Below are 19,421 nucleotides of genomic sequence, written 5' to 3' on the forward strand. Positions count from 1 at the left end.
TTGCTTAGGTAGCCGCCCCAGGAGTTGGTATGACGATCACCACCAAGACCGTGGAACCGGGCATCGTCTCGGTCACCGTCGACTATCCACCCGTGAACGCCATCCCCTCGCGAGGATGGTTCGAACTCGGCGACGCCATCACCGCCGCCGGGCGCGACATGGACACCCACGTGGTGATCCTCCGCGCCGAGGGCAGGGGCTTCAACGCGGGCGTCGACATCAAGGAAATGCAGAAGACCGACGGGTTCACCGCACTCATCGACGCCAACCGCGGATGCTTCCACGCCTTCCGCGCGGTGTACGAATGCGAAGTTCCCGTCGTCGCGGCCGTCAACGGATTCTGCGTGGGCGGCGGCATCGGACTGGTCGGAAACTCCGACGTAATCGTCGCATCCGACGACGCGAAGTTCGGCCTGCCGGAGGTGGAGCGCGGCGCGCTCGGCGCGGCCACCCATCTGTCGCGACTCGTCCCGCAGCACATGATGCGCCGGCTGTTCTTCACCGCCGCCACGGTCGACGCCGCGACCCTGCACCAGTTCGGCTCCGTGCACGAGGTGGTGCCCCGCGCCGACCTCGACGAGTCCGCACTGCGGGTCGCCCGCGACATCGCCTCCAAGGACACCCGCGTGATTCGCGCGGCCAAGGAGGCCCTCAACCTGATCGACGTCCAGCCGCCCAACGCCAGATACCGCATGGAACAGGGCTTTACGTTCGAGCTCAACCTGTCAGGCGTCTCCGATGAGCACCGCGACGCATTTGCCGGTACCTCGAAGGGATCCGAAAAGGCATGACCGACAAGATCACTACGCTCGACGACGCCGTCTCCTCGATCGAGAGCGGCATGACCATCGGCATCGGCGGCTGGGGGTCGCGGCGCAAGCCCATGGCCCTCGTCCGAGCCTTACTGCGCACCGACGTCACCGACCTGACCGTCGTCGCCTACGGCGGACCCGACCTCGGCCTGCTGTGCTCGGCGGGCAAGGTCAAGCGCGCCTACTACGGCTTCGTCTCGCTGGACTCACCACCGTTCTACGATCCGTGGTTCGCCAAGGCCAGGACCACCGGCGCGATCGAGGCACGCGAGATGGACGAGGGCATGCTGCGCTGCGGGTTACAGGCTGCCGCGCAACGACTTCCGTTCCTCCCCATCCGGGCGGGCCTCGGCAGCGACGTCCGTACGTTCTGGGGTGACGAGCTGAAGACGGTCAAGTCCCCGTATCCCACCGGAGACGCCTACGAAGAACTCGCCGCCATGCCCGCCCTGAATCTCGACGCCGCACTGGTGCACCTCAACCTCGGCGACGCGCACGGCAACGCGGCCTACACCGGCATCGACCCCTACTTCGACGACCTGTTCCTGATGTCGGCGACGAAGCGGTTGATGAGCGTCGAGCGCGTAGTCTCGACCGAGGAATTGGTCGCTTCCGTTCCGCCACAGGCACTTCTGGTCAACCGGATGATGGTCGACAGCGTGGTCGAAGCACCCAACGGGGCACACTTCACCACCGCCGAACCGGACTACCGCCGGGACGAGAAGTTTCAGCGTCACTATGCCGAGGCCGCCGCGTCCGAGGAAACCTGGGCGGAGTTCGTCGAGGTCTACCTCTCGGGCAGCGAGGCCGACTACCAGGCCGCCGTCCGCAAGTTCGCCGAACAGCAGGGAGATGCGCGATGACCGCCGAAACGACTGCCGCCACCCGCGCCGAGGTATGCGCCGTCGCATGCGCCGAATTGTTCCGTGACGCAGGTGAAATCATGGTCAGTCCGATGGCGAACATGGTGTCGGTCGGGGCGCGACTGGCTCGGCTGACGTTCTCCCCCGACATCCTGCTGACCGACGGCGAGGCCCGCATCCTGGCCGACACGCCCGCGCTGGGGGCCACCGGCGCCATCGAGGGCTGGATGCCGTTCGGTCGCGTCTTCGAAACCCTCACCTGGGGTCGGCGCCACGTCGTGATGGGCGCCAACCAGATCGACCGCTACGGCAATCAGAACCTGTCGGCGTTCGGTCCCATTCAGCAGCCCAAGCGCCAAATGTTCGGCGTGCGAGGCGCTCCCGGCAACACCGTCAACCACGCCACCAGCTACTGGGTTGGCGCGCACTCGGCGCGGGTCTTCGGCAACTCGGTCGACATCGTCTCCGGCATCGGCTGGGACAAGGTCGACGCCGACAACCCCGCCTTCCGGTTCGCCAACGTGTACCGCGTCGTCAGCAATCTGGGCGTCTTCGACTTCAACGGACCCGACCGTCAAATGCGCGCCCTGTCCCTGCACCCAGGGGTGGAGGCCGATCAGGTCGCCGAGAACACGTCGTTCGAGGTGCACGGGCTGGCCGAGGCCGAGGTGTCCCGCGTGCCGTCGGACGAGGAACTGCGGCTGATCCGCGAGGTGATCGACCCGAAATCACTGCGCGATCGCGAGATCCGGTCGTGAGCCATCTCAAGACCCCGCTCACCGACCTGATCGGGATCGAACATCCCGTCGTGCAGACCGGCATGGGCTGGGTCGCCGGTGCACGGCTGGTCGCGGCGACGTCGAACGCCGGCGGGCTCGGCATCCTGGCGTCGGCGACGATGACACTCGAGGAACTGGCGACCGCCGTGACGAAGGTCAAGGCCGCCACCGACAAACCATTCGGCATCAACATGCGTGCCGACGCGGGCGACGCCGGAGATCGCGTCGACCTCCTGATCCGCGAAGGAGTCAAAGTCGCCTCCTTCGCCTTAGCACCAAAGCCCGACCTGATCGCGAAGCTGAAAGAGGCTGGCGTGGTGGTGATCCCATCGGTCGGGGCGGCCAAGCACGCGAAGAAGGTCGCCGGCTGGGGTGCCGACGCGGTGATCGTGCAGGGCGGCGAGGGCGGTGGCCACACCGGTCCGGTCGCCACCACGCTGCTGCTGCCGTCGGTGCTCGACGCGGTGGACATCCCCGTCATCGCGGCGGGCGGGTTCTTCGACGGCCGAGGCCTGGCCGCCGCACTCTCCTACGGCGCCGCGGGCGTGGCAATGGGCACCCGCTTCCTGCTGACGTCGGACTCGACCGTGCCCGACGATGTCAAGCGCCGCTACCTCGACTCGGCCTTCGACGCGACCGTCGTGTCCAAGCGCGTCGACGGAATGCCACACCGGGTGCTGCGGACCGGGCTCGTCGAGAAGCTCGAAAGCGGTTCGCCGGTGCGTGGTTTCACCGCGGCGGTATTGAACGCCCAGAAGTTCAAGAACATGTCCGGCATGACGTGGCGCTCGATCGTCAAGGACGGCCTCGCCATGCGCCGCGGCAAGGAACTGACCTGGTCGCAGATCGTGATGGCGGCCAACACGCCGATGCTGCTGAAGGCCGGACTGGTCGAGGGAAACACCGACGCCGGTGTGCTGGCGTCGGGTCAGGTGGCGGGCATCCTCGACGACCTGCCGTCGTGCGCGGAGCTGGTGCCGGCGATCGTCGCCGACGCGGTCACGCATCTGCGGGCCGCTGCGGGACACGTCGTCGACTGACGCGGTTGCCCGTTCGTGAACCTCACGACGCAACACGCCGTTGACGCGTCGTGAAATTCACACTGAACGGGCGGACGACGCCGCGCTCGCGTAGCGCCGACTCCACCCGCGTGACGTACTCCCGTCGCCGGTACCGCATCATGTCCCGGCTGACCCGGACCATCAGCCAGTCCAACGCCGTCAGCTCGAATTGCTTGTCGATGTCGCGCTGACGTACCGCCGGGTCGGTCCAGTGCTGCGGACCGTCGTACTCGATGCCGACCTTGACGTCCTCATACGCCATGTCGAGCCGCGCGATGAACTCCCCGTACCTGCAGAACACCTCGAATTGCGTTGTCGGAGCCGGCAGTCCCGCGTCTATCAACGCCAGCCGGGCGACGGTTTCGCGAGGCGATTCGGCACCGCCGTCCACCAGTGGCAGCACGGTGCGTAGCCGCGGAAGGCCTCGGGCACCCGGATGGGCTGCCATCACCGCCTCGACGTCGGACGCGGTGACGTGCGTCGCGTTGGCCAAGGCGTCCAACAGCTGAACGGCGGCCACCCGCCCGGTAGTCCGGCGCCCAAGGTCGAACGCCGTTCTTGCAGCGTTGGTCACGCGGATTCCGTTGCAGTCCTGCGTCTCGTCAAGCGCGTGCGCGTCGGAGTGCACGACGAGGTTTCGCGGAGGCTTGCGATTGTCGTGAATCAGTTCGGCCGGTCGAGCGCCGTCGACCCACTTCGCACCCAGCATCGCCGCCGCCGACGGACCGGCCACCACGGCTCGTCGGTGCGACCACAGCCACGCGGCCTTTGCCCGTTCGGTGGCGGACGGTTCGATTCCCCAGGGGACGTAGACGCCTGGATACAGCGGTTCGTACAGCGTCCGCATCGCGCGTTCGGGAATCAGCCGCGCAGCCAGCGCTTCCGCCGCGACGAACGGCCACTGCAGGTCTGCCATGGCCGAATAGTGCCCCGCGCCACCGACAGCCCGCGCTGTGTGAATGAACGAAGAGCGGCTACAGCCGCTCGATGATCGTCACGTTGGCCGTGCCGCCACCCTCGCACATCGTCTGCAGACCGTAGCGACCGCCGGTGCGCTCCAACGTGTTCAGCATCGTCGCGAAGAGCTTGGCGCCCGTCGCCCCCAACGGGTGTCCGAGCGCAATCGCTCCGCCGCTCGGGTTGACCTTCGCGGGGTCCGCGCCGGTGTCCTTCAGCCACGCCATCACGACCGGCGCGAACGCCTCGTTGATCTCGACGGTGTCGATGTCCTCGATCGTCAGCCCGGTCTTCTCCAGCGCGTAGTGCGTCGCCGGGATCGGGCCCGTCAGCATGTACACCGGGTCGGCACCGCGGGCGCTGACGTGGTGGATCCGGGCGCGCGGCGTCAACCCGTGGTCCTTGACCGCCTGCTCGGATGCGATCAGCACCGCGCTGGCACCGTCGGAGATCTGGCTGGCCATCGCCGCGGTCAGCCGGCCGCCGTCGACGAGGGTCTTGAGCCCGGCCATCTTCTCCAGCGTGGTGTCGCGCGGGCCCTCGTCGGTGACGAAGCCGTCGACCGCGATGATCTCGTTCTCGAAGTAGCCCGCACGGATCGCCTCCTGCGCGCGTTGATGACTCGTCAACGCGAACTGCTCCATCTCCTCGCGCGAGATGTCCCACTTCTCGGCGATCATCTCCGAGCCGCGGAACTGCGAGATCTCCTGATCGCCGTAGCGGTGCAACCAGCTCTTCGACTCGTTGGTCGGCGAGGTGAAGCCGAACTGCTCGCCGACGATCATCGCCGAGCTGATCGGAATCTGGCTCATGTTCTGCATGCCGCCCGCGACGATCATGTCAGCGGTGCCGGACATGATCGCCTGTGCGCCAAAGGAAATGGCTTGCTGACTGGAGCCACACTGTCGGTCGACGGTGACGCCGGGCACTTCCTCGGGGAAGCCCGCCGCCAACCACGACAGGCGCGCGATGTTTCCGGCCTGACCGCCGATGGCGTCGACGCATCCGGCGATCACGTCGGTGACGGCACCCGGGTCGACGTCGTTGCGGTCGAAGAGGCCGCGCCACGCGGCAGCACCGAGGTCGACGGGGTGAACACCGGAGAGCCCTCCGTTGCGCTTGCCGACCGCGGTTCGTACGGCATCGACGATGTAGGCCTCACCCATGTGTTCAATCTCCTTCGTTGGTGATTCCGCCGAGCACGATGGCGAGGTACTGCCTTCCCACCTGCTCGGCGGTGAGTGGTCCACCTGGTTGGTACCAGCGGACGGACACCCAAGTCGTGTCGCGAATGAATCGGTACACCAGGTCGACGTCGAGGTCGGCACTGAAGCAGCCCTCGGCGACGCCCTGTTTGAGCACGTTCACCCACATGGTTCGTTGTTCGCGATTGCGTTCGTCGACGAAGTCGAACTGCGGTAGCGAGGACAGCCGCTTGGCTTCGTCCTGGTAGATGACGACCTGCGCGTGCCGGTCTTCGATGGCTTCGAACGACGCCATGAAGAGACCCTCGACGCGCTTCAGCGGGTCGGTCTCGCCCTCGACGATCTCCTGGTAGCGGCCGAAGAGCCAGTCGAGGAAGTCGCGAAGGACCTCCTCGACCATTTGTTCCTTGGACTTGAAGTGGTGATAGAGGCTGCCGGAGAGGATTCCCGCCGAATCCGCGATGTCGCGAACCGTGGTGGCCCGCAATCCGCGTTCGGCGAACATGGCCGCGGCGAGCTCGAGAAGTTCGTCGCGGCGACTCGGAAGCGCCTTGTCCACATGATCAGAGTATCAACCAAGCGCTTGCTCGGCTAGCTGGTGCTTCGCCACTGCGCGCACTCGTCCGCCGGCGGCGTGCCGTCGTGGTTCGCCACGGCGCGCGACAGGTTGAAGGCAAACCAGGGATCCGGGGCGTCGTCACGGTATCTCGCGCACTGTCTCATCGTCTCGGGCAACCGGGCCACTGCGGGCTCGACGTCCGTCGACAGAGACAGCAGATACTCCGCGTCCAACTGCCCCGTCTCCTCGTATCGGTCGACGTTGCGGTCGGCGATCAGCCGCTCGGGGTTGACCGCCGCCACCACGAGCAGCGTCATCGCACCCGTGACCAGCACGGCGTGGGGCAGCCACCGGCCGGTCATCCCGATGCCCGCCACGGCGACGAGGACGAACACCACGCCGAGCCACGACTCGATGGCGACGACCATGACGCGCTGCACGCTGAAGCCGTATGCCTGCTGGTAGAGCCACATCCGGTGGATGGCTGAGATCACCACCACCACCGACGTGACGCACGTCGTGCCGACCAGGATGCGGAGCAGTCGCCGGTCGGCACTCGAGGCGCGGCCGGCCACGCGAACGACCACGCTGATCACCAACAGCGTCAACGCCGAGACCCAGAGCAGCTGCCAGAACCCCTGCCTGGCGTACTCGGCGTAGGTCAGACCCTCGGTCTCCAAGACGTGGTCGTGACCCCCGAAGAGAACGGTCGCCTGGACGACGACGAAGGTCACGAACAGCGCGTCCAGCACGCCAAGCGGTATCGCCCACTCCCACCTCGGAACGGGCCGACGCTGCGCCGGAGCCATGGCGTCGATCCGCGGCGCGAACCGGACCAGGTAGCCACCGGCGAGGACGAAGGCGACGACCATCCCGAAGACCAACACGCGCGAGACCACGTCGTCGACGGCGAAGGACGGCACCACGTTGCCGACGACGTGAGCGAAGGCGGGGTCCGCCGCGGCGAACAGACCGCCGAACACCACCAGAAGTGCCAAGGTGATGGCAAGCACCGCGGCGACTCGGCCCGGCTTCGGCGCCGACGACCCACGTGGAACGAGTTCCGGGGTCGCCCGCCCCGCCCAGGCCGACACCCGGGAGGGCAGCAACCACGGTAGGAAGGGTGCGACGGCCACCGCAGTCCAGGTGCGCCCGCCGGCCAGCGTGCACCACCCGACCAACCATGCCGCGACGAGGCACAGCACCCCGAGCCACTGCGCCGCCAGCACGGCGGGTACAGCGAGCAACGCCAGGGTGAGCCCGATGCCCAGCCATTCCACTCGGGTGGGACGACGCTCGCTGGTGCCGAAGACGACGGCGAAGATCATCACTCCCGCAACCAAATAGCCGATGCTCAGCACCGTCGGACGCCACAGCGCCGAGCCGAGTACACCCACGACGAGCGCCGCCACGACGACGCGGCGGGGCGCCCGTGCCAGGGGGTCGAGCGGCCATACCCGGTGCGACCACATCGTCCAGCCGGGCTCGCCGTGCCGAGGCGGCAACGGGCCGAGCAGTGGCGGCAGGCCCGGTGGCTGCTGAGTCATCGTCACGCGACCTGCTCCTTCGACTGGGGGATCGTCACACCAATGCGGCAACCCGGGCCGCCGTTCATTACTTCGATTGTCCCGCCGTGCAATTCGACCGCCCAACGAGCGATCGCCAAACCGAGTCCGGTGCCACCGGCCGATGTGGCGCCGCGGGTGAATCGCTCGAAGACCCGTTCGCGTTCTGCGGCTGGAATGCCCGGCCCCTCGTCGGCGACCTCGATTCGCAGTTCGGAGTCGCCCGACGACGCGAGAACCGACACCCGACCACCAGTCGGGCTGTGTCGAATCGCGTTGTCCACCAAATTGACCACCACCTGACGCAGGCGGGCGGGATCGGCGACCGCGGCCAGGTTGACCGGCGCGACCGAGACCGCGACGTCGACGCCGTCGGTCGACGCCGATGCGTGGGTGACGGCGTCGTCGAGAAACTCGGCCACCCGAAAACTCTTTAGCTGCAGGGTGATGACGCCGCTCTCCACCCGGGACAGGTCCAACAGATTGGCGACCAGTTCACCGAGGCGTTCGGTCTGCGCCAATGCGATCCGCATCGTCTCGGTGTCGGGTTCGACGACGCCGTCGACGACGTTCTCCAGCACGGCCTGCAGCGCGGTGATCGGCGTGCGCAGCTCGTGGGAGACGTTGGCGATCAGCCCGCGGCGGTACTCGTCCTCGGCACCGAGGTCGGCGGCCATCTGGTTGAATGCCGTTGCCAGTTGGCCTATCTCGTCCCGGGAGGTGGCACGCACCCGGCGGCTGTAGTCGCCGCGCGCCATGGCCCTTGCCGCGGCGGTCATCTGCCGAAGCGGGGACGTCATGCCGTGTGCGAGGAACTGCGTGAGGATCAGGGACGTGGCAAGGGCGGCCAGCAGCGCGTAGCGGAACTGCCAGCTGGCGCCGATCCAGAAGGTGAAGGCCGCCAACGTGATGGCGCCACCGACCAGGAGTCCCATCTTCACCTTGAACGACCCGAACGGGTCGAGCGGCCGGGGTAAGCGGTCCCACCAACTACTCACCGCGGCGTCTCCAGCGAGTACCCGACGCCGTGGACCGTGCGGATCAGCTCGGTTCCGAGCTTGCGTCGCAACGCCTTCACGTGACTGTCCACGGTGCGCGTCTCGACACCGGACGCCCACCCCCAGACGTGCTCGAGCAGGGTCTCCCTCGGCACCGCGGCGCGCGGACGGGCGGCGAGGAAGGCAAGTAGATCGAATTCGATTCTGGTGAGGTGAACTTCCTCGTCACCGCGGTGAACGCGGCGGGCCTGCAGGTCGATTCGGCAGTCCCCCACCGCGAGTGGTTGCACGTCGGCCGCGCGTTCCACCCGGCGCAGCAGCACTCGGACGCGGGCGACGAGCTCCCGCATGCTGAACGGTTTGGTCAGGTAGTCGTCGGCGCCGATGCCCAGGCCGATCAACATGTCGGTCTCGTCGCTGCGGGCGGTCAACATGAGCACCGGCATCGACCGCACCGCCTGGATGCGCCTGCACACCTCCAACCCGTCGAAACCGGGCAGCATGACGTCGAGCACCACCAGGTCGGGGTCGGTGGCCGCGGCCTTCTCGACCGCCGACGGCCCGTCGACCGCCGTTTCGACCAGGAACGCCTCGGCGCGCAGTCGGGTCGCCACGGCGGCGAGGATGGTCGGCTCGTCGTCGACCACCAGGATTCGCTTCACACCCCAGACTGTATGTGCCGGTCGTGGTGCTTTCGGGCACCGAATGTGAAGAAACGGTGCAGATGTCCGCCGCTAGGCGCGTTGGCTCGACACCGAGATCACTTCACCGGTCAGGTAGCTCGAATAATCGCTGGCCAGAAAGGCCATGGTGGCGGCCACTTCCCACGGCTCGGCGGCGCGACCGAAGGCTTCGTCGGACGACAGCTGGTCGAGAAGTTCCGAGCTGCTGGTCTTCTCGAGGAACTTGTGCCTGGCGATGCTGGGCGACACGGCGTTGATTCGGACGCCGTACTCGGCGGCTTCGATTGCGCTGCAACGGGTCAGCGCCATCACGCCGGCCTTGGCGGCCGCGTAGTGCGACTGCGAATGCTGCGCCCGCCAGCCGAGAACGCTGGCGTTGTTGACGATCACACCGCCGTGCTCGACGTCGCGAAAGTACCGCAGCGCCGCACGGGTCGCCCGCATGACCGAGGTCAGCGTCACGTTCAGCACGCGGTCCCACTCGTCGTCGGTCATGTCGACCAGAGGCGTTTGACCGCCGAGCCCGGCGTTGTTGACCAGCACGTCGAGGCGGCCCATCTTGGCCACGGTGCCGGTGATCAGCGCGTCGACCGCCGGGGTCGAGGTGACGTCGCAGACCACGGCGTCGACCCGTCCGAGTCCGAGTGCGGCCAGTTCGTCCCGGGTCTCGCCGAGTCGGCGCTCGTGGAAGTCCGAGACGACGACGTCGGCGCCCTCGGCCAGTGCGCGCCTGGCAGCGGCCGATCCGATGCCGGTACCGGCCGCGGCCGTCACGAGGACGACCTTGCCTGCCAGCAATCCGTGACCGTCGATCTCCTTGGGTGCAATCGAAAGATCCACTGCTGCTATCCCCTCGCCTCTCGGGGTAGGCCGAGCACTCGCTCGGCGATGATGTTGCGCTGGATTTCGTTGGAACCGCCGTAGATCGTGTCCGAGCGGGAGAAGAGGAACAGTCGCTGCCACTCGTCGAATTCGCCACCGTCGAGCAGCAGTCCTGCCTTGCCCTGGACGTCCATCGCGATCTCGCCGAGTTCACGATGCCAGTTGGCCCACAACAACTTCGACACGGAGTCTTGCCCGGGACGCTCGACGTCCATGGTCGCCATCGCGTAGGACCGCATGCTCTTCAAGCCGACCCAGGATCGCGTCAGCTTCTCGCGGATGACCGGATCGTCGATCGCACCCGTCTTCTTGGCCAGCTCGACGATGCCCGACAGCTCTCGCGCGTAACGGATCTGCTGACCGAGGGTGGAGACGCCGCGCTCGAAGGTGAGCGTGGCCATCGCGACGCGCCACCCGTCACCGGGCTCGCCCACCACCAGGTCCGCGTCGGTGCGAGCGTCGTCGAAGAAGACCTCGTTGAACTCCGAGTCACCGGTGAGCTGGACGATGGGGCGGATCTCGACGCCGGGTTGGTCGAGCGGAATGAGTAGGTAGGACAGTCCGGCGTGCCGCTTGGAGCCCTTCTCACTGCGGGCGATGACGAAACACCACTGTGCCCAATGGGCCAGCGACGTCCACACCTTCTGCCCGTTGACCACCCAGTGTTGGCCGTCAAGCTCCGCGGTGGTCGACACGTTGGCAAGGTCGCTGCCCGCGCCCGGCTCCGAGTACCCCTGACTCCACAGCTCGGTGACGTCGAGGATCCTGGGCAGGAAGCGCCGCTGCTGCTCGGGGGTTCCGTACGCGATGAGCGTCGGCCCGACCAACTCCTCACCGAGGTGGTTGACCTTGTCGGGCGCGTTGGCGAGCGCGTACTCCTCGTAGAACGCGACGCGGTGCGCCACGCTCAGCCCTCGCCCGCCGTGCTCTTCCGGCCACCCGAGACACGTCAGCCCGGCCGCGGCCAGGTGCTGATTCCACGCTCGGCGTTCGTCGAACGCCTCGTGTTCTCGACCCGGCCCTCCGAGCCCCTTGAGCGCGGCGTATTCGCCGACGAGATTGTCGGCGAGCCACTGCCGGACCTCGGCCCGGAACTCCTGGACCTCTATCACCCCTGTAGGCTAACCTACCAAGCACTTGCTTTGTTAGAGGAGTCTCGATGGAGAGCCAGCCGAGGACCATTCCCGGCGAACTGAACCGGGTCACGGGCGAGTTCTCCGATCACGAAGCACTGGTCACCGACGACCGGACGCTGACCTACGCCGACCTCAGAACCGAGGTCAGGCAGGCCGCCGCAGCCATCGTCGACCTCGGCGTCAACGCCGGAGACCGCGTGGCGATCTGGTCCCCCAACACGTGGCACTGGGTGGTCGCGTGCCTGGCGATCCAGTACGCCGGCGCGGTCGTCGTCCCCCTCAACACGCGCTACACCGCCAGCGAGGCCACCGACATCCTGGCCCGCACCGCGGCGCCACTGCTGATCGGCATGGGCCGGTTCCTCGGCTCCGACAAGACCGCCGAACTCGACCGCGCGGCGCTGCCCGCGCTGCGGCACGTCGTGCGGGTGCCTATCGAAGACGACGACGGCACGTGGGACGAATTCGTCGCCCGCGGAACCGATCTCGACGCCGCGGATACGCGCGCCGCGGCCGTCACGCCGGACGACGTGTCCGACATCCTCTTCACCTCCGGGACCACGGGCCGCAGCAAGGGCGTGCTCAGCGCCCACCGGCAGTCACTCGACGCACCGGCCGCGTGGGCCGCCTGCGGTCAGCTCACCAGCAGCGACCGCTACCTCTGCATCAACCCGTTCTTCCACAACTTCGGCTTCAAGGCCGGAATCCTGGCGTGCCTGCAAACGGGGGCCACGCTGATTCCGCAGCTGACGTTCGACCCCGAGAAGGCGATGCGGGCAGTGCAGGACCAACGGATCACCGTGCTCCCCGGCCCGCCGACCATCTATCAGACCCTGCTGGACCATCCCAAGCGCGCGGACTACGACCTGACGTCTCTGCGGTTCGCCGTCACCGGAGCCGCCGTCGTCCCCGTCGTGTTGATCGAGCGGATGCAGGACGAGCTGGACATCGACATCGTACTGACGGCGTATGGCCTTACGGAGGCAACGGGTTTCGGCACGATGTGCCGGGCCGACGACGACGCCGTCACCGTCGCGACGACATGCGGCAGGCCGATCGCGGGCTTCGAGCTGAAGATCGACGCGGTCGGCGACGCCGAGGCCGGCGAGGTGCTGCTGCGCGGGCCGAACGTCATGCTCGGCTACCTCGACGACCCGGACGCCACGGCCGCCGCGGTCGACTCCGACGGCTGGCTGCACACCGGTGATGTCGGAGTACTGGATGCGGCGGGCAATCTCAGCATCACCGACCGCCTGAAGGACATGTACATCTGCGGCGGCTTCAACGTCTACCCCGCCGAGATCGAACAGGTCCTGGCCCGGCTCGACGGGGTCGCCGACAGCGCCGTGATCGGGGTGCCCGACGAACGCCTCGGCGAGGTCGGCAAGGCCTTCGTCGTGGTCAAGGCGGAGCGTCACCTCGACGAGAAGACCGTGATCGAGTACACCCGAGAACACCTGGCGAACTTCAAGACCCCGCGGTCGGTGGTCTTCGTCGACGTGCTGCCGCGCAACCCTGGAGGAAAAGTGGTCAAACCGCTTCTGCGAGAGATCCGTTGATGGACCTGACGTTCGACGACGCAACCGAGGAATTTCGCGCCGAGGTGCGTGACTTCCTCGCCGCCAACACCGAGCACTTCCCCCGCGTGTCCTACGACCTCGCCGAGGGGTTCGAGCAGCATCGCCACTGGGACAAGGTGCTGTTCGACGCGGGCCTCTCGGTGATCGCATGGCCGAAGGAGTTCGGTGGCAGAGACGCGACGCTGCTGCAGTGGATCGTCTACGAAGAGGAGTACTTCCGGGCCGGCGCGCCGGGCCGAGCCAGCGCCAACGGAACCTCCATGCTGGGGCCGACGTTGTTCGCGCACGGCACGGAGGAACAGCGCAAACGCATCCTGCCCAAGATGGCCAGCGGCGAGGAAATCTGGGCCCAAGCCTGGTCGGAGCCCGAGTCCGGCAGCGACCTCGCCTCGCTTCGGTCCACCGCAACCAAGACCGACGGCGGTTGGAAGCTCAACGGTCAGAAGATCTGGAGTTCGCGGGCACCGTTCGGCGACAAGGCCTTCGGATTGTTCCGCACGGATCCGGCCGCGCAACGCCACAAGGGTCTGACCTACTTCATGTTCGACCTGCGCACCGAGGGCGTCACGGTCCGGCCCATCGCCCAACTGGGCGGGGCGACCGGCTTCGGCGAGATCTTCCTCGACGACGTATTCGTGCCCGACGAGGACGTGATCGGCACCGTGGACGCTGGCTGGGCCGCCGCGATGAGCACGTCGAGCAACGAGCGCGGAATGTCCCTGCGCAGCCCCGCGCGATTCCTGGCACCGGCCGAACGACTGGTCGACGCCTGGAAGAACCAGGAGCGCAACCCCGCGTTTGCCGACCGCGTCGCCGACGCCTGGATCAAGGCACAGGCCTACCGGCTGCACACCTTTGGCACCGTCACCCGGTTGGCCGCCGGCGGTGAGCTCGGCGCGGAGTCCTCGGTCACCAAGGTGTTCTGGTCCGACCTCGACGTCGCGCTGCACCAGAGCGCACTCGACCTTCGCGGCGCGGACGCCGAGCTGGCCGACTCCTGGACCGAGGGCCTGCTCTTCGCCTTGGGCGGCCCAATCTATGCGGGTACCAACGAAATTCAACGCAACATCATCGCCGAGCGGCTACTGGGCCTGCCTCGGGAGCCGAAATGAGATTTCGCCGTGCACTTTGAGTTGGACACTTCACAGCGCGACTTCGCCGCCAGCATCGACGGTGCCCTGGCCGCAGCCGACGTGCCGAGCGCCATCCGCGCATGGTCGACGGGTGACACCGGACCGGGCCGCAAGGTGTGGGCGACGCTGGCCGACCTCGGCGTCACCGCGCTGATGGTGGCCGAGGAATTCGACGGCATCGGCGCCCACACGACCGACCTGGTGGTGGCCGCGGAACGCTTGGGCCGCTGGGGAGTACCCGGGCCCGTCGCCGAGTCGATCGCCGTCGCACCCGTGCTGTTGGCCGAAGATCAGCGCAGCTCGGCGCTGGCATCGGGTGAGCTGATCGCCACGGTCGCGATGCCGCCCCGCGTGCCCCGCGCCGTCGACGCCGACGCCGCGGGACTGGTGCTACTGGCCGCCGACGGCCAGGTGTGGGACGCCGAGGCCGGAGCGGGCCACGAGTCGGTGGACCCGGCGCGCCACCCGTTCGACGTCACGTCCGTCGGCGACGCGAGGACCACCGACACCGCGAGGGCCTTCGAATTCGGCGCGTTGACCACCGCCGCTCAGCTGATCGGAGCGGGCCAGGCCATGTTGGACGGGTCGGTCGAATATGCCAAGCAGCGCAGCCAATTCGGCCGGGTGATCGGCTCCTACCAGGCGATCAAGCACGCCCTCGCCGACGTGCACATCGCCGTCGAGCTGGCCCGGCCGCTGGTCTACGGCGCCGCGCTGTCACTCGCCGACGACTCGCCCGACGTCGCCCGCGACGTCAGCGCGGCCAAGGCGGCGGCATCGGACGCGGCGCTGCTGGCCGCCCGCACCGCGCTGCAGACCCACGGCGCCATCGGGTACACCCAGGAGCACGACCTCTCCCTGCTGATCCTGCGGGTCCAGGCCCTGCACTCGGCCTGGGGTGACCCCACCTGGCATCGCCGCCGCGTGCTCGAGGCACTCGCCGGGAGCGCGTCATGAGTGAAGAACGGGAGATGCTGCGCGACACCGTCGCGGCCATCGTCGCGAAACACGCCACGTCCGAGGCGGTTCGGCGCGCCATGGAGTCCGAACGTGGTTACGACGAATCGCTGTGGACGTTGCTGTGCGAGCAGGTCGGCGCCGCCGCTCTGATCGTTCCCGAGGAGCTGGGCGGCGCGGGTGGCGAACTCGCCGACGCCGCCGTCGTCTTCGAAGTCCTTGGCAGCGCCCTGGTTCCGACTCCCCTGCTGGGCACCACTCTGGCCGAGCTGGCCCTGCTGGCGGCCGACGAGCCCGACGTCGACGCGCTCGAGGCGTTGGCCGCGGGCACGTCGCTCGGCGCGGTCGTGTTCGATCCGGCCTACGTCGTCAACGGTGACATCGCCGACATCGTGCTCGCAAACGAGGACGGCAGGCTCGACCGCTGGACGAGCTTCACCGCCCACCCCGCCGTGACCATGGATCCCACCCGCAGGCTCGCGCGGGTCGAGGTCGGAGATGCGGTGACGATCGGCTCGGATCCCGGGCTCGCCGACGTCGCGGCCATCCTCCTCGCGGCCGAACAGATCGGCGCTGCCGCACGGTGTCTCGACCTGACCGTCGCCTACACCAAGGAGCGGGTCCAGTTCGGCAGACCCATCGGCAGCTTCCAAGCGCTCAAGCACCGGATGGCCGACCTCTACGTCCTGGTTCAGACCGCGCGCGCCCTGGTGGACGACGCGGTGGAGGAGCCGTCGCCGACGTCGGCGGCGCTGGCCCGAGTGGCCGCCAGCGAGGCGTTCACCGCCGTCGCAGGCGAGGCCATCCAGATGCACGGCGGCGTCGGCATCACCTGGGAGTACGACATCCAGTTCTACTTCAAGCGGGCCCACGGCAGCGCGCAGCTGCTCGGACCGCCAAGGGACTTCCTGCGCCGGCTCGAAGCCGAGGTGCTCTAGCCTGGCTGAGATGAGCCACCGAGTCGCCCAGCGGGCCGGGATCGCGCCGTTCTACGTCATGGACGTGTGGCTGGCCGCCGCGGAACGCCAACGCTCCCATGGCGATCTGGTCAACCTGTCCGCGGGGCAGCCGAGCGCGCAGGCCCCAGCCCCCATCCGTGCCGCGGCCGCCGAGGCCCTGGCCAACCACAACCTGGGATACACCGTCTCGCTTGGCATTCCGGAGCTGAGGGAAGCGATCGCCGAGTCGTACCCGCAGCGTTACGGCATCACGGTCAGCTCGGGGGACGTCGTCGTGACCACGGGGTCCACCAACGGATTCCTGCTCGCCTTCCTGGCCTGCTTCGACGTCGGCGACCGCGTCGCCGTGCCGAGCCCGGGGTATCCCTGCTATCGGAACATCCTCTCCGCCTTGGGTTGCGAGGTCGTCGAGATCCCCTGCGGCCCGGAGACCCGGTTTCAGCCGACCGTCGAGATGCTGGCCGCCATCACCCCGCCCGTCACCGGCCTCATCCTCGCCAGCCCGGCCAACCCGACCGGCACCGTCATTCCCCCCGAGGATCTGGCCGCCATCGCGACGTGGTGTGAGACGACGGGGGTTCAGCTGGTCAGCGACGAGCTCTACCACGGCCTCGTCTACCCCGGTGCGCCCGCGACGAGCTGCGCGTGGGAGACCTCCCGCGACGCCATCGTCGTGAACAGCTTCTCGAAGTACTTCGCGATGACGGGCTGGCGCCTCGGCTGGCTCCTGGTGCCGCCGCACCTGCACCGCGCGGTTGACCGGCTGACCGGCAACTTCTCGATCTGCCCGCCGACGCTGCCCCAACTCGCCGGGGTCGCCGCGTTCACGCCGGAGTCCATCGCCGAGGCCGACGCCCTCGTCGACGACTACGCCGTCAACCGGGAGCTCCTGCTGCGCGGGCTGCCGGAGATCGGGTTGCCCCGGCTGGCGCCCGCCGACGGCGCGTTCTACGTCTACGCCGACATTTCCGACTACTCGACGGACTCCCTGGACTTCTGCGCCCGACTGCTGGCCGACACCGGCGTCGCAATCGCACCCGGCGTCGACTTCGACACCGTGCACGGCGGGTCCTACGTGCGGCTGTCATTCGCCGGAGCCACGGCCGAGGTCACCGAGTCGCTGGCTCGGATGGGCCCGTGGCTTGCCGGTCAGCGGGCCGACCAGCCGCCGTCCATCGTGTAGGACGCCCCGGTCACCATGCCCGCGGACGACGAAGCGAGCCAGGCAACCAGCGAGCCGACCTCGTCGGGTTCGACCAGCCGCTTGATCGCACTCTCGGTCAGCAACACCTTGTCGAGCACCTCGTCCTCGGTGATGCCGTGCGTCCGGGCTTGGTCGGCGATCTGCTTGGCCACCAACGGGGTTCGCACGTACCCGGGGTTGACGCAGTTGCTGGTGACACCGTGTGACCCGCCTTCCAGCGCGGTCACCTTCGACAGCCCCTCCAGTGCGTGTTTGGCGGTGACGTAGGCGACCTTGAACTCCGAGGCGCGCAGGCCGTGCACCGACGAGACGTTGACGATGCGGCCGAAAGCCTGGGAGTACATGTGCGGCAGCGCGGCCCGAATCAGAAGGAACGGCGCCTCGACCATCAGCGTCTGCATCGCGCGGAAGCGAGCCGGGTCGAATTCGGGGATTGGCGCCACGGTCTGGATGCCGGCGTTGTTCACCAGGACGTCGGCGTCCAGCCGCAGTGACTCCAACGCCGAGACGTCGAGAAGGTCGACGGCCCAAGTACTTCCACCGATCTCGGCCGCCAGCGACTCGGCCGCGTCGGCATCGACGTCGGCGATCGTGACCTTCGCCCCCAGGCCGGCGAGCGCCTTCGCGCACGCCGCCCCGATCCCGCTCGCCCCGCCCGTCACCAACGCGGAACGGCCGTCGAGATCCGGCATCAGACGGCGGCCCTGCGCCGCTCGGCGACGAGGTCCTCGGCGTCGGCGACGTCGAGCGACTCGAGATCGATGCCGTTGGTCTCCCTGGTGAAGAGCACCGCGACGAAGGTGATCACACACGCCGCCGCGAGATAGATCGCAATCGGCACCGAGGAGTCGTAGATCTCCAACAGCTTGACCGCGATCAGCGGTGCCAGCGAGCCCGCCACGATCGACGTCACCTGATAGCCAAGGGAGACACCGGAATATCGCATCCGTGTCGGGAACATCTCGGCCATGATGGCCGGCTGCGGGGCGTACATGAACGCGTGGAACACCAGGCCGATCGTGACGGCGGCGGTCACCACGACGTAGTTGCCCGAGTTCATCATCGGGAAGGCGAAGAAGCCCCACGTGGCGCCGAGGACCGCACCGACCATGTAGACGGGTTTGCGGCCGAACCGATCCGAAAAGTGGCCCACCAGTGGCACGACGGCGAAGTGCACCGCGTGGGCGACCAGCATGTACCAGAGGATCGAGCTGGTGTCGGCACCCACCTGAACCTTGAGATAGGTGATCGAGAACGTGACGACCAGGTAGTACATGATGTTCTCGCCGAAGCGCAGACCCATCGCGGTGAAGACGCCGCGCGGGTAGCGCTTGAGCACCTCGACCACGCTGTACGACGACGCCTTGACCCGCTCGGCCTGCCGTTGCGCCTCGACGAAGATCGGCGCATCGGTGACCTTGGTCCGGATGTAGTAGCCCACCAGAACCACCACGGCAGACAGCCAGAACGCCACGCGCCAGCCCCACGACAGGAAGGCCGCGTCGGACAGCGTCCCGGTCAGGACCAGCAGCACGACCGTCGCGAGCAGGTTGCCGGCGGGCACGCCGGCCTGCGGCCAACTGGCCCAGAATCCGCGTTGGCGGTCCGGGCTGTGTTCGGCCACCAGCAGGATCGCCCCACCCCATTCGCCGCCGACGGCGAAGCCCTGGATGAACCGCAAGGTCACCAGGAGGCCTGGCGCCCAGTATCCGATCTGCCCGAACGTCGGCAGGCAACCCATCAGGAACGTTGCGGCGCCGACCAGGACCAGGCTGAACTGGAGGAGTTTCTTGCGACCGAACTTGTCGCCGTAGTGGCCGAACACCACGCCACCCACCGGTCGGGCGACGAAGCCGACGGCGTACGTGGCGAAGGCCAGGAAGATGGCATTCAGCTCACTCGTGGTCTCCGAGAAGAAGATCTTGTTGAACACCAGGGTGGCGGCGGTGCCGTAGAGGAAGAACTCGTACCACTCGACCACCGTCCCCGCCATCGAGGCCGCGACGACGCGGCGCAACCCGGTCGGTACTGGCTCTGCCATGTGACTCTCCATTCTTCACTCGTGTGACGCGCAGCACACTCCATGCT

At 67.8% G+C, this 19,421-nt stretch carries 19 protein-coding genes; 9 read left to right on the plus strand and 10 right to left on the minus strand.

What is annotated here, in order from left to right; all coding sequences use genetic code 11:
• Window positions 1-29 precede the first annotated feature (29 nt).
• From echA20 to ipdC, 4 genes are read left to right on the plus strand one after another with little or no spacing between them, the layout of a single operon-like run.
• Entirely contained in the window at window positions 30-791 is a 762-nt protein-coding gene (gene echA20, locus ASD37_RS29940) for a (7aS)-7a-methyl-1,5-dioxo-2,3,5,6,7,7a-hexahydro-1H-indene-carboxyl-CoA hydrolase (RefSeq protein WP_056560639.1), read from the plus strand.
• Entirely contained in the window at window positions 788-1,675 is an 888-nt protein-coding gene (gene ipdA / locus ASD37_RS29945; protein ID WP_056560641.1) for a cholesterol ring-cleaving hydrolase subunit IpdA, read from the plus strand. Before echA20 ends, ipdA begins: the two co-directional genes overlap by 4 nt.
• Window positions 1,672-2,433, plus strand: a complete 762-nt coding sequence (gene ipdB / locus ASD37_RS29950; RefSeq protein WP_056560644.1) for a cholesterol ring-cleaving hydrolase subunit IpdB — start codon at window positions 1,672-1,674, stop codon at window positions 2,431-2,433. Before ipdA ends, ipdB begins: the two co-directional genes overlap by 4 nt.
• Window positions 2,430-3,494: a (3aS,4S,5R,7aS)-5-hydroxy-7a-methyl-1-oxo-octahydro-1H-indene-4-carboxyl-CoA dehydrogenase gene (gene ipdC / locus ASD37_RS29955; RefSeq protein WP_056560646.1), complete on the plus strand. Its 1,065-nt coding sequence runs from the start codon at window positions 2,430-2,432 to the stop codon at window positions 3,492-3,494. Before ipdB ends, ipdC begins: the two co-directional genes overlap by 4 nt.
• A 22-nt stretch (window positions 3,495-3,516) precedes the next feature.
• Here ipdC and ASD37_RS29960 read toward each other — a convergent pair whose 3' ends face one another.
• The 8 genes from ASD37_RS29960 to ipdE1 form a co-directional block, all read right to left on the minus strand.
• Window positions 3,517-4,431, minus strand: a complete 915-nt coding sequence (locus ASD37_RS29960) for a hypothetical protein (RefSeq protein WP_056560648.1) — start codon at window positions 4,429-4,431, stop codon at window positions 3,517-3,519.
• A 58-nt stretch (window positions 4,432-4,489) separates the two neighbouring features.
• Window positions 4,490-5,638, minus strand: coding sequence for a steroid 3-ketoacyl-CoA thiolase FadA6 (gene fadA6 / locus ASD37_RS29965; RefSeq protein ID WP_056560651.1), 1,149 nt, complete (start codon window positions 5,636-5,638; stop codon window positions 4,490-4,492).
• 4 nt (window positions 5,639-5,642) lie between these two features.
• Window positions 5,643-6,236 carry a TetR family transcriptional regulator KstR2 gene (gene kstR2, locus ASD37_RS29970; RefSeq protein WP_056560654.1) on the minus strand — a complete coding sequence of 198 codons (594 nt, stop codon included), beginning with the start codon at window positions 6,234-6,236 and terminating at the stop codon, window positions 5,643-5,645.
• Window positions 6,237-6,268: 32 nt separating this feature from the next.
• Window positions 6,269-7,783, minus strand: a complete 1,515-nt coding sequence (locus ASD37_RS29975) for a DUF4153 domain-containing protein (protein WP_056560657.1) — start codon at window positions 7,781-7,783, stop codon at window positions 6,269-6,271.
• A gap of 2 nt (window positions 7,784-7,785) precedes the next feature.
• Entirely contained in the window at window positions 7,786-8,799 is a 1,014-nt protein-coding gene (locus ASD37_RS29980) for a HAMP domain-containing sensor histidine kinase (RefSeq protein WP_056560660.1), read from the minus strand.
• Window positions 8,796-9,461 carry a response regulator transcription factor gene (locus ASD37_RS29985; protein WP_056560662.1) on the minus strand — a complete coding sequence of 222 codons (666 nt, stop codon included), beginning with the start codon at window positions 9,459-9,461 and terminating at the stop codon, window positions 8,796-8,798. The genes ASD37_RS29980 and ASD37_RS29985 overlap by 4 nt, the downstream gene beginning before the upstream one ends.
• A 72-nt stretch (window positions 9,462-9,533) precedes the next feature.
• A complete protein-coding gene (gene ipdF / locus ASD37_RS29990; RefSeq protein ID WP_056560664.1) occupies window positions 9,534-10,322 on the minus strand; it encodes a (5R,7aS)-5-hydroxy-7a-methyl-1-oxo-2,3,5,6,7,7a-hexahydro-1H-indene-carboxyl-CoA reductase in 789 nt (262 codons plus the stop codon).
• A gap of 5 nt (window positions 10,323-10,327) precedes the next feature.
• Window positions 10,328-11,476, minus strand: a complete 1,149-nt coding sequence (gene ipdE1 / locus ASD37_RS29995) for an acyl-CoA dehydrogenase IpdE1 (protein ID WP_056560667.1) — start codon at window positions 11,474-11,476, stop codon at window positions 10,328-10,330.
• Window positions 11,477-11,523: 47 nt separating this feature from the next.
• Between ipdE1 and fadD3 the strand changes: the two genes are divergently transcribed.
• The 5 genes from fadD3 to ASD37_RS30020 are packed head-to-tail and all read left to right on the plus strand — an operon-like array spanning window position 11,524 to window position 17,312.
• Window positions 11,524-13,059, plus strand: coding sequence for a 3-((3aS,4S,7aS)-7a-methyl-1,5-dioxo-octahydro-1H-inden-4-yl)propanoate--CoA ligase FadD3 (gene fadD3, locus ASD37_RS30000; protein WP_056560670.1), 1,536 nt, complete (start codon window positions 11,524-11,526; stop codon window positions 13,057-13,059).
• Window positions 13,059-14,192, plus strand: a complete 1,134-nt coding sequence (locus ASD37_RS30005; RefSeq protein WP_056560673.1) for an acyl-CoA dehydrogenase family protein — start codon at window positions 13,059-13,061, stop codon at window positions 14,190-14,192. Before fadD3 ends, ASD37_RS30005 begins: the two co-directional genes overlap by 1 nt.
• A gap of 9 nt (window positions 14,193-14,201) precedes the next feature.
• Entirely contained in the window at window positions 14,202-15,170 is a 969-nt protein-coding gene (locus ASD37_RS30010; protein ID WP_056560676.1) for an acyl-CoA dehydrogenase family protein, read from the plus strand.
• The gene (locus tag ASD37_RS30015; protein ID WP_056560679.1) at window positions 15,167-16,108 is read left to right on the plus strand and encodes an acyl-CoA dehydrogenase family protein; all 942 of its coding nucleotides are present in this window, start codon (window positions 15,167-15,169) and stop codon (window positions 16,106-16,108) included. The genes ASD37_RS30010 and ASD37_RS30015 overlap by 4 nt, the downstream gene beginning before the upstream one ends.
• 10 nt (window positions 16,109-16,118) lie before the next feature.
• The gene (locus ASD37_RS30020; RefSeq protein WP_056560682.1) at window positions 16,119-17,312 is read left to right on the plus strand and encodes a pyridoxal phosphate-dependent aminotransferase; all 1,194 of its coding nucleotides are present in this window, start codon (window positions 16,119-16,121) and stop codon (window positions 17,310-17,312) included.
• On the opposite strand, the gene ASD37_RS30025 is transcribed toward ASD37_RS30020, so the two are convergent.
• Together ASD37_RS30025 and ASD37_RS30030 are read right to left on the minus strand one after the other, a co-directional pair.
• Entirely contained in the window at window positions 17,279-18,025 is a 747-nt protein-coding gene (locus tag ASD37_RS30025; protein ID WP_056560685.1) for a 3-hydroxybutyrate dehydrogenase, read from the minus strand. The genes ASD37_RS30020 and ASD37_RS30025 overlap by 34 nt on opposite strands.
• Window positions 18,025-19,374: an MFS transporter gene (locus ASD37_RS30030; protein ID WP_235568596.1), complete on the minus strand. Its 1,350-nt coding sequence runs from the start codon at window positions 19,372-19,374 to the stop codon at window positions 18,025-18,027. Before ASD37_RS30030 ends, ASD37_RS30025 begins: the two co-directional genes overlap by 1 nt.
• Between the last annotated feature and the right edge of the window lie 47 nt (window positions 19,375-19,421).

Source organism: Mycobacterium sp. Root135 (assembly GCF_001426545.1).
Classification (GTDB): domain Bacteria; phylum Actinomycetota; class Actinomycetes; order Mycobacteriales; family Mycobacteriaceae; genus Mycobacterium.

Excerpts from the sequence above, each read along its gene's own strand:
- ASD37_RS30030 (WP_235568596.1), bottom strand. The coding sequence starts at position 19,374 with ATGGCAGAGCCAGTACCGACCGGGTTGCGCCGCGTCGTCGCGGCCTCG.
- ASD37_RS29960 (WP_056560648.1), bottom strand. The coding sequence starts at position 4,431 with ATGGCAGACCTGCAGTGGCCGTTCGTCGCGGCGGAAGCGCTGGCTGCG.
- ASD37_RS29975 (WP_056560657.1), bottom strand. The coding sequence starts at position 7,783 with ATGACTCAGCAGCCACCGGGCCTGCCGCCACTGCTCGGCCCGTTGCCG.
- ASD37_RS30005 (WP_056560673.1), top strand. The coding sequence starts at position 13,059 with ATGGACCTGACGTTCGACGACGCAACCGAGGAATTTCGCGCCGAGGTG.
- ipdB (WP_056560644.1), top strand. The coding sequence starts at position 1,672 with ATGACCGCCGAAACGACTGCCGCCACCCGCGCCGAGGTATGCGCCGTC.
- ASD37_RS30025 (WP_056560685.1), bottom strand. The coding sequence starts at position 18,025 with ATGCCGGATCTCGACGGCCGTTCCGCGTTGGTGACGGGCGGGGCGAGC.
- fadA6 (WP_056560651.1), bottom strand. The coding sequence starts at position 5,638 with ATGGGTGAGGCCTACATCGTCGATGCCGTACGAACCGCGGTCGGCAAG.
- fadD3 (WP_056560670.1), top strand. The coding sequence starts at position 11,524 with ATGGAGAGCCAGCCGAGGACCATTCCCGGCGAACTGAACCGGGTCACG.
- ipdA (WP_056560641.1), top strand. The coding sequence starts at position 788 with ATGACCGACAAGATCACTACGCTCGACGACGCCGTCTCCTCGATCGAG.
- ASD37_RS30015 (WP_056560679.1), top strand. The coding sequence starts at position 15,167 with ATGAGTGAAGAACGGGAGATGCTGCGCGACACCGTCGCGGCCATCGTC.
- ASD37_RS30020 (WP_056560682.1), top strand. The coding sequence starts at position 16,119 with ATGAGCCACCGAGTCGCCCAGCGGGCCGGGATCGCGCCGTTCTACGTC.
- echA20 (WP_056560639.1), top strand. The coding sequence starts at position 30 with ATGACGATCACCACCAAGACCGTGGAACCGGGCATCGTCTCGGTCACC.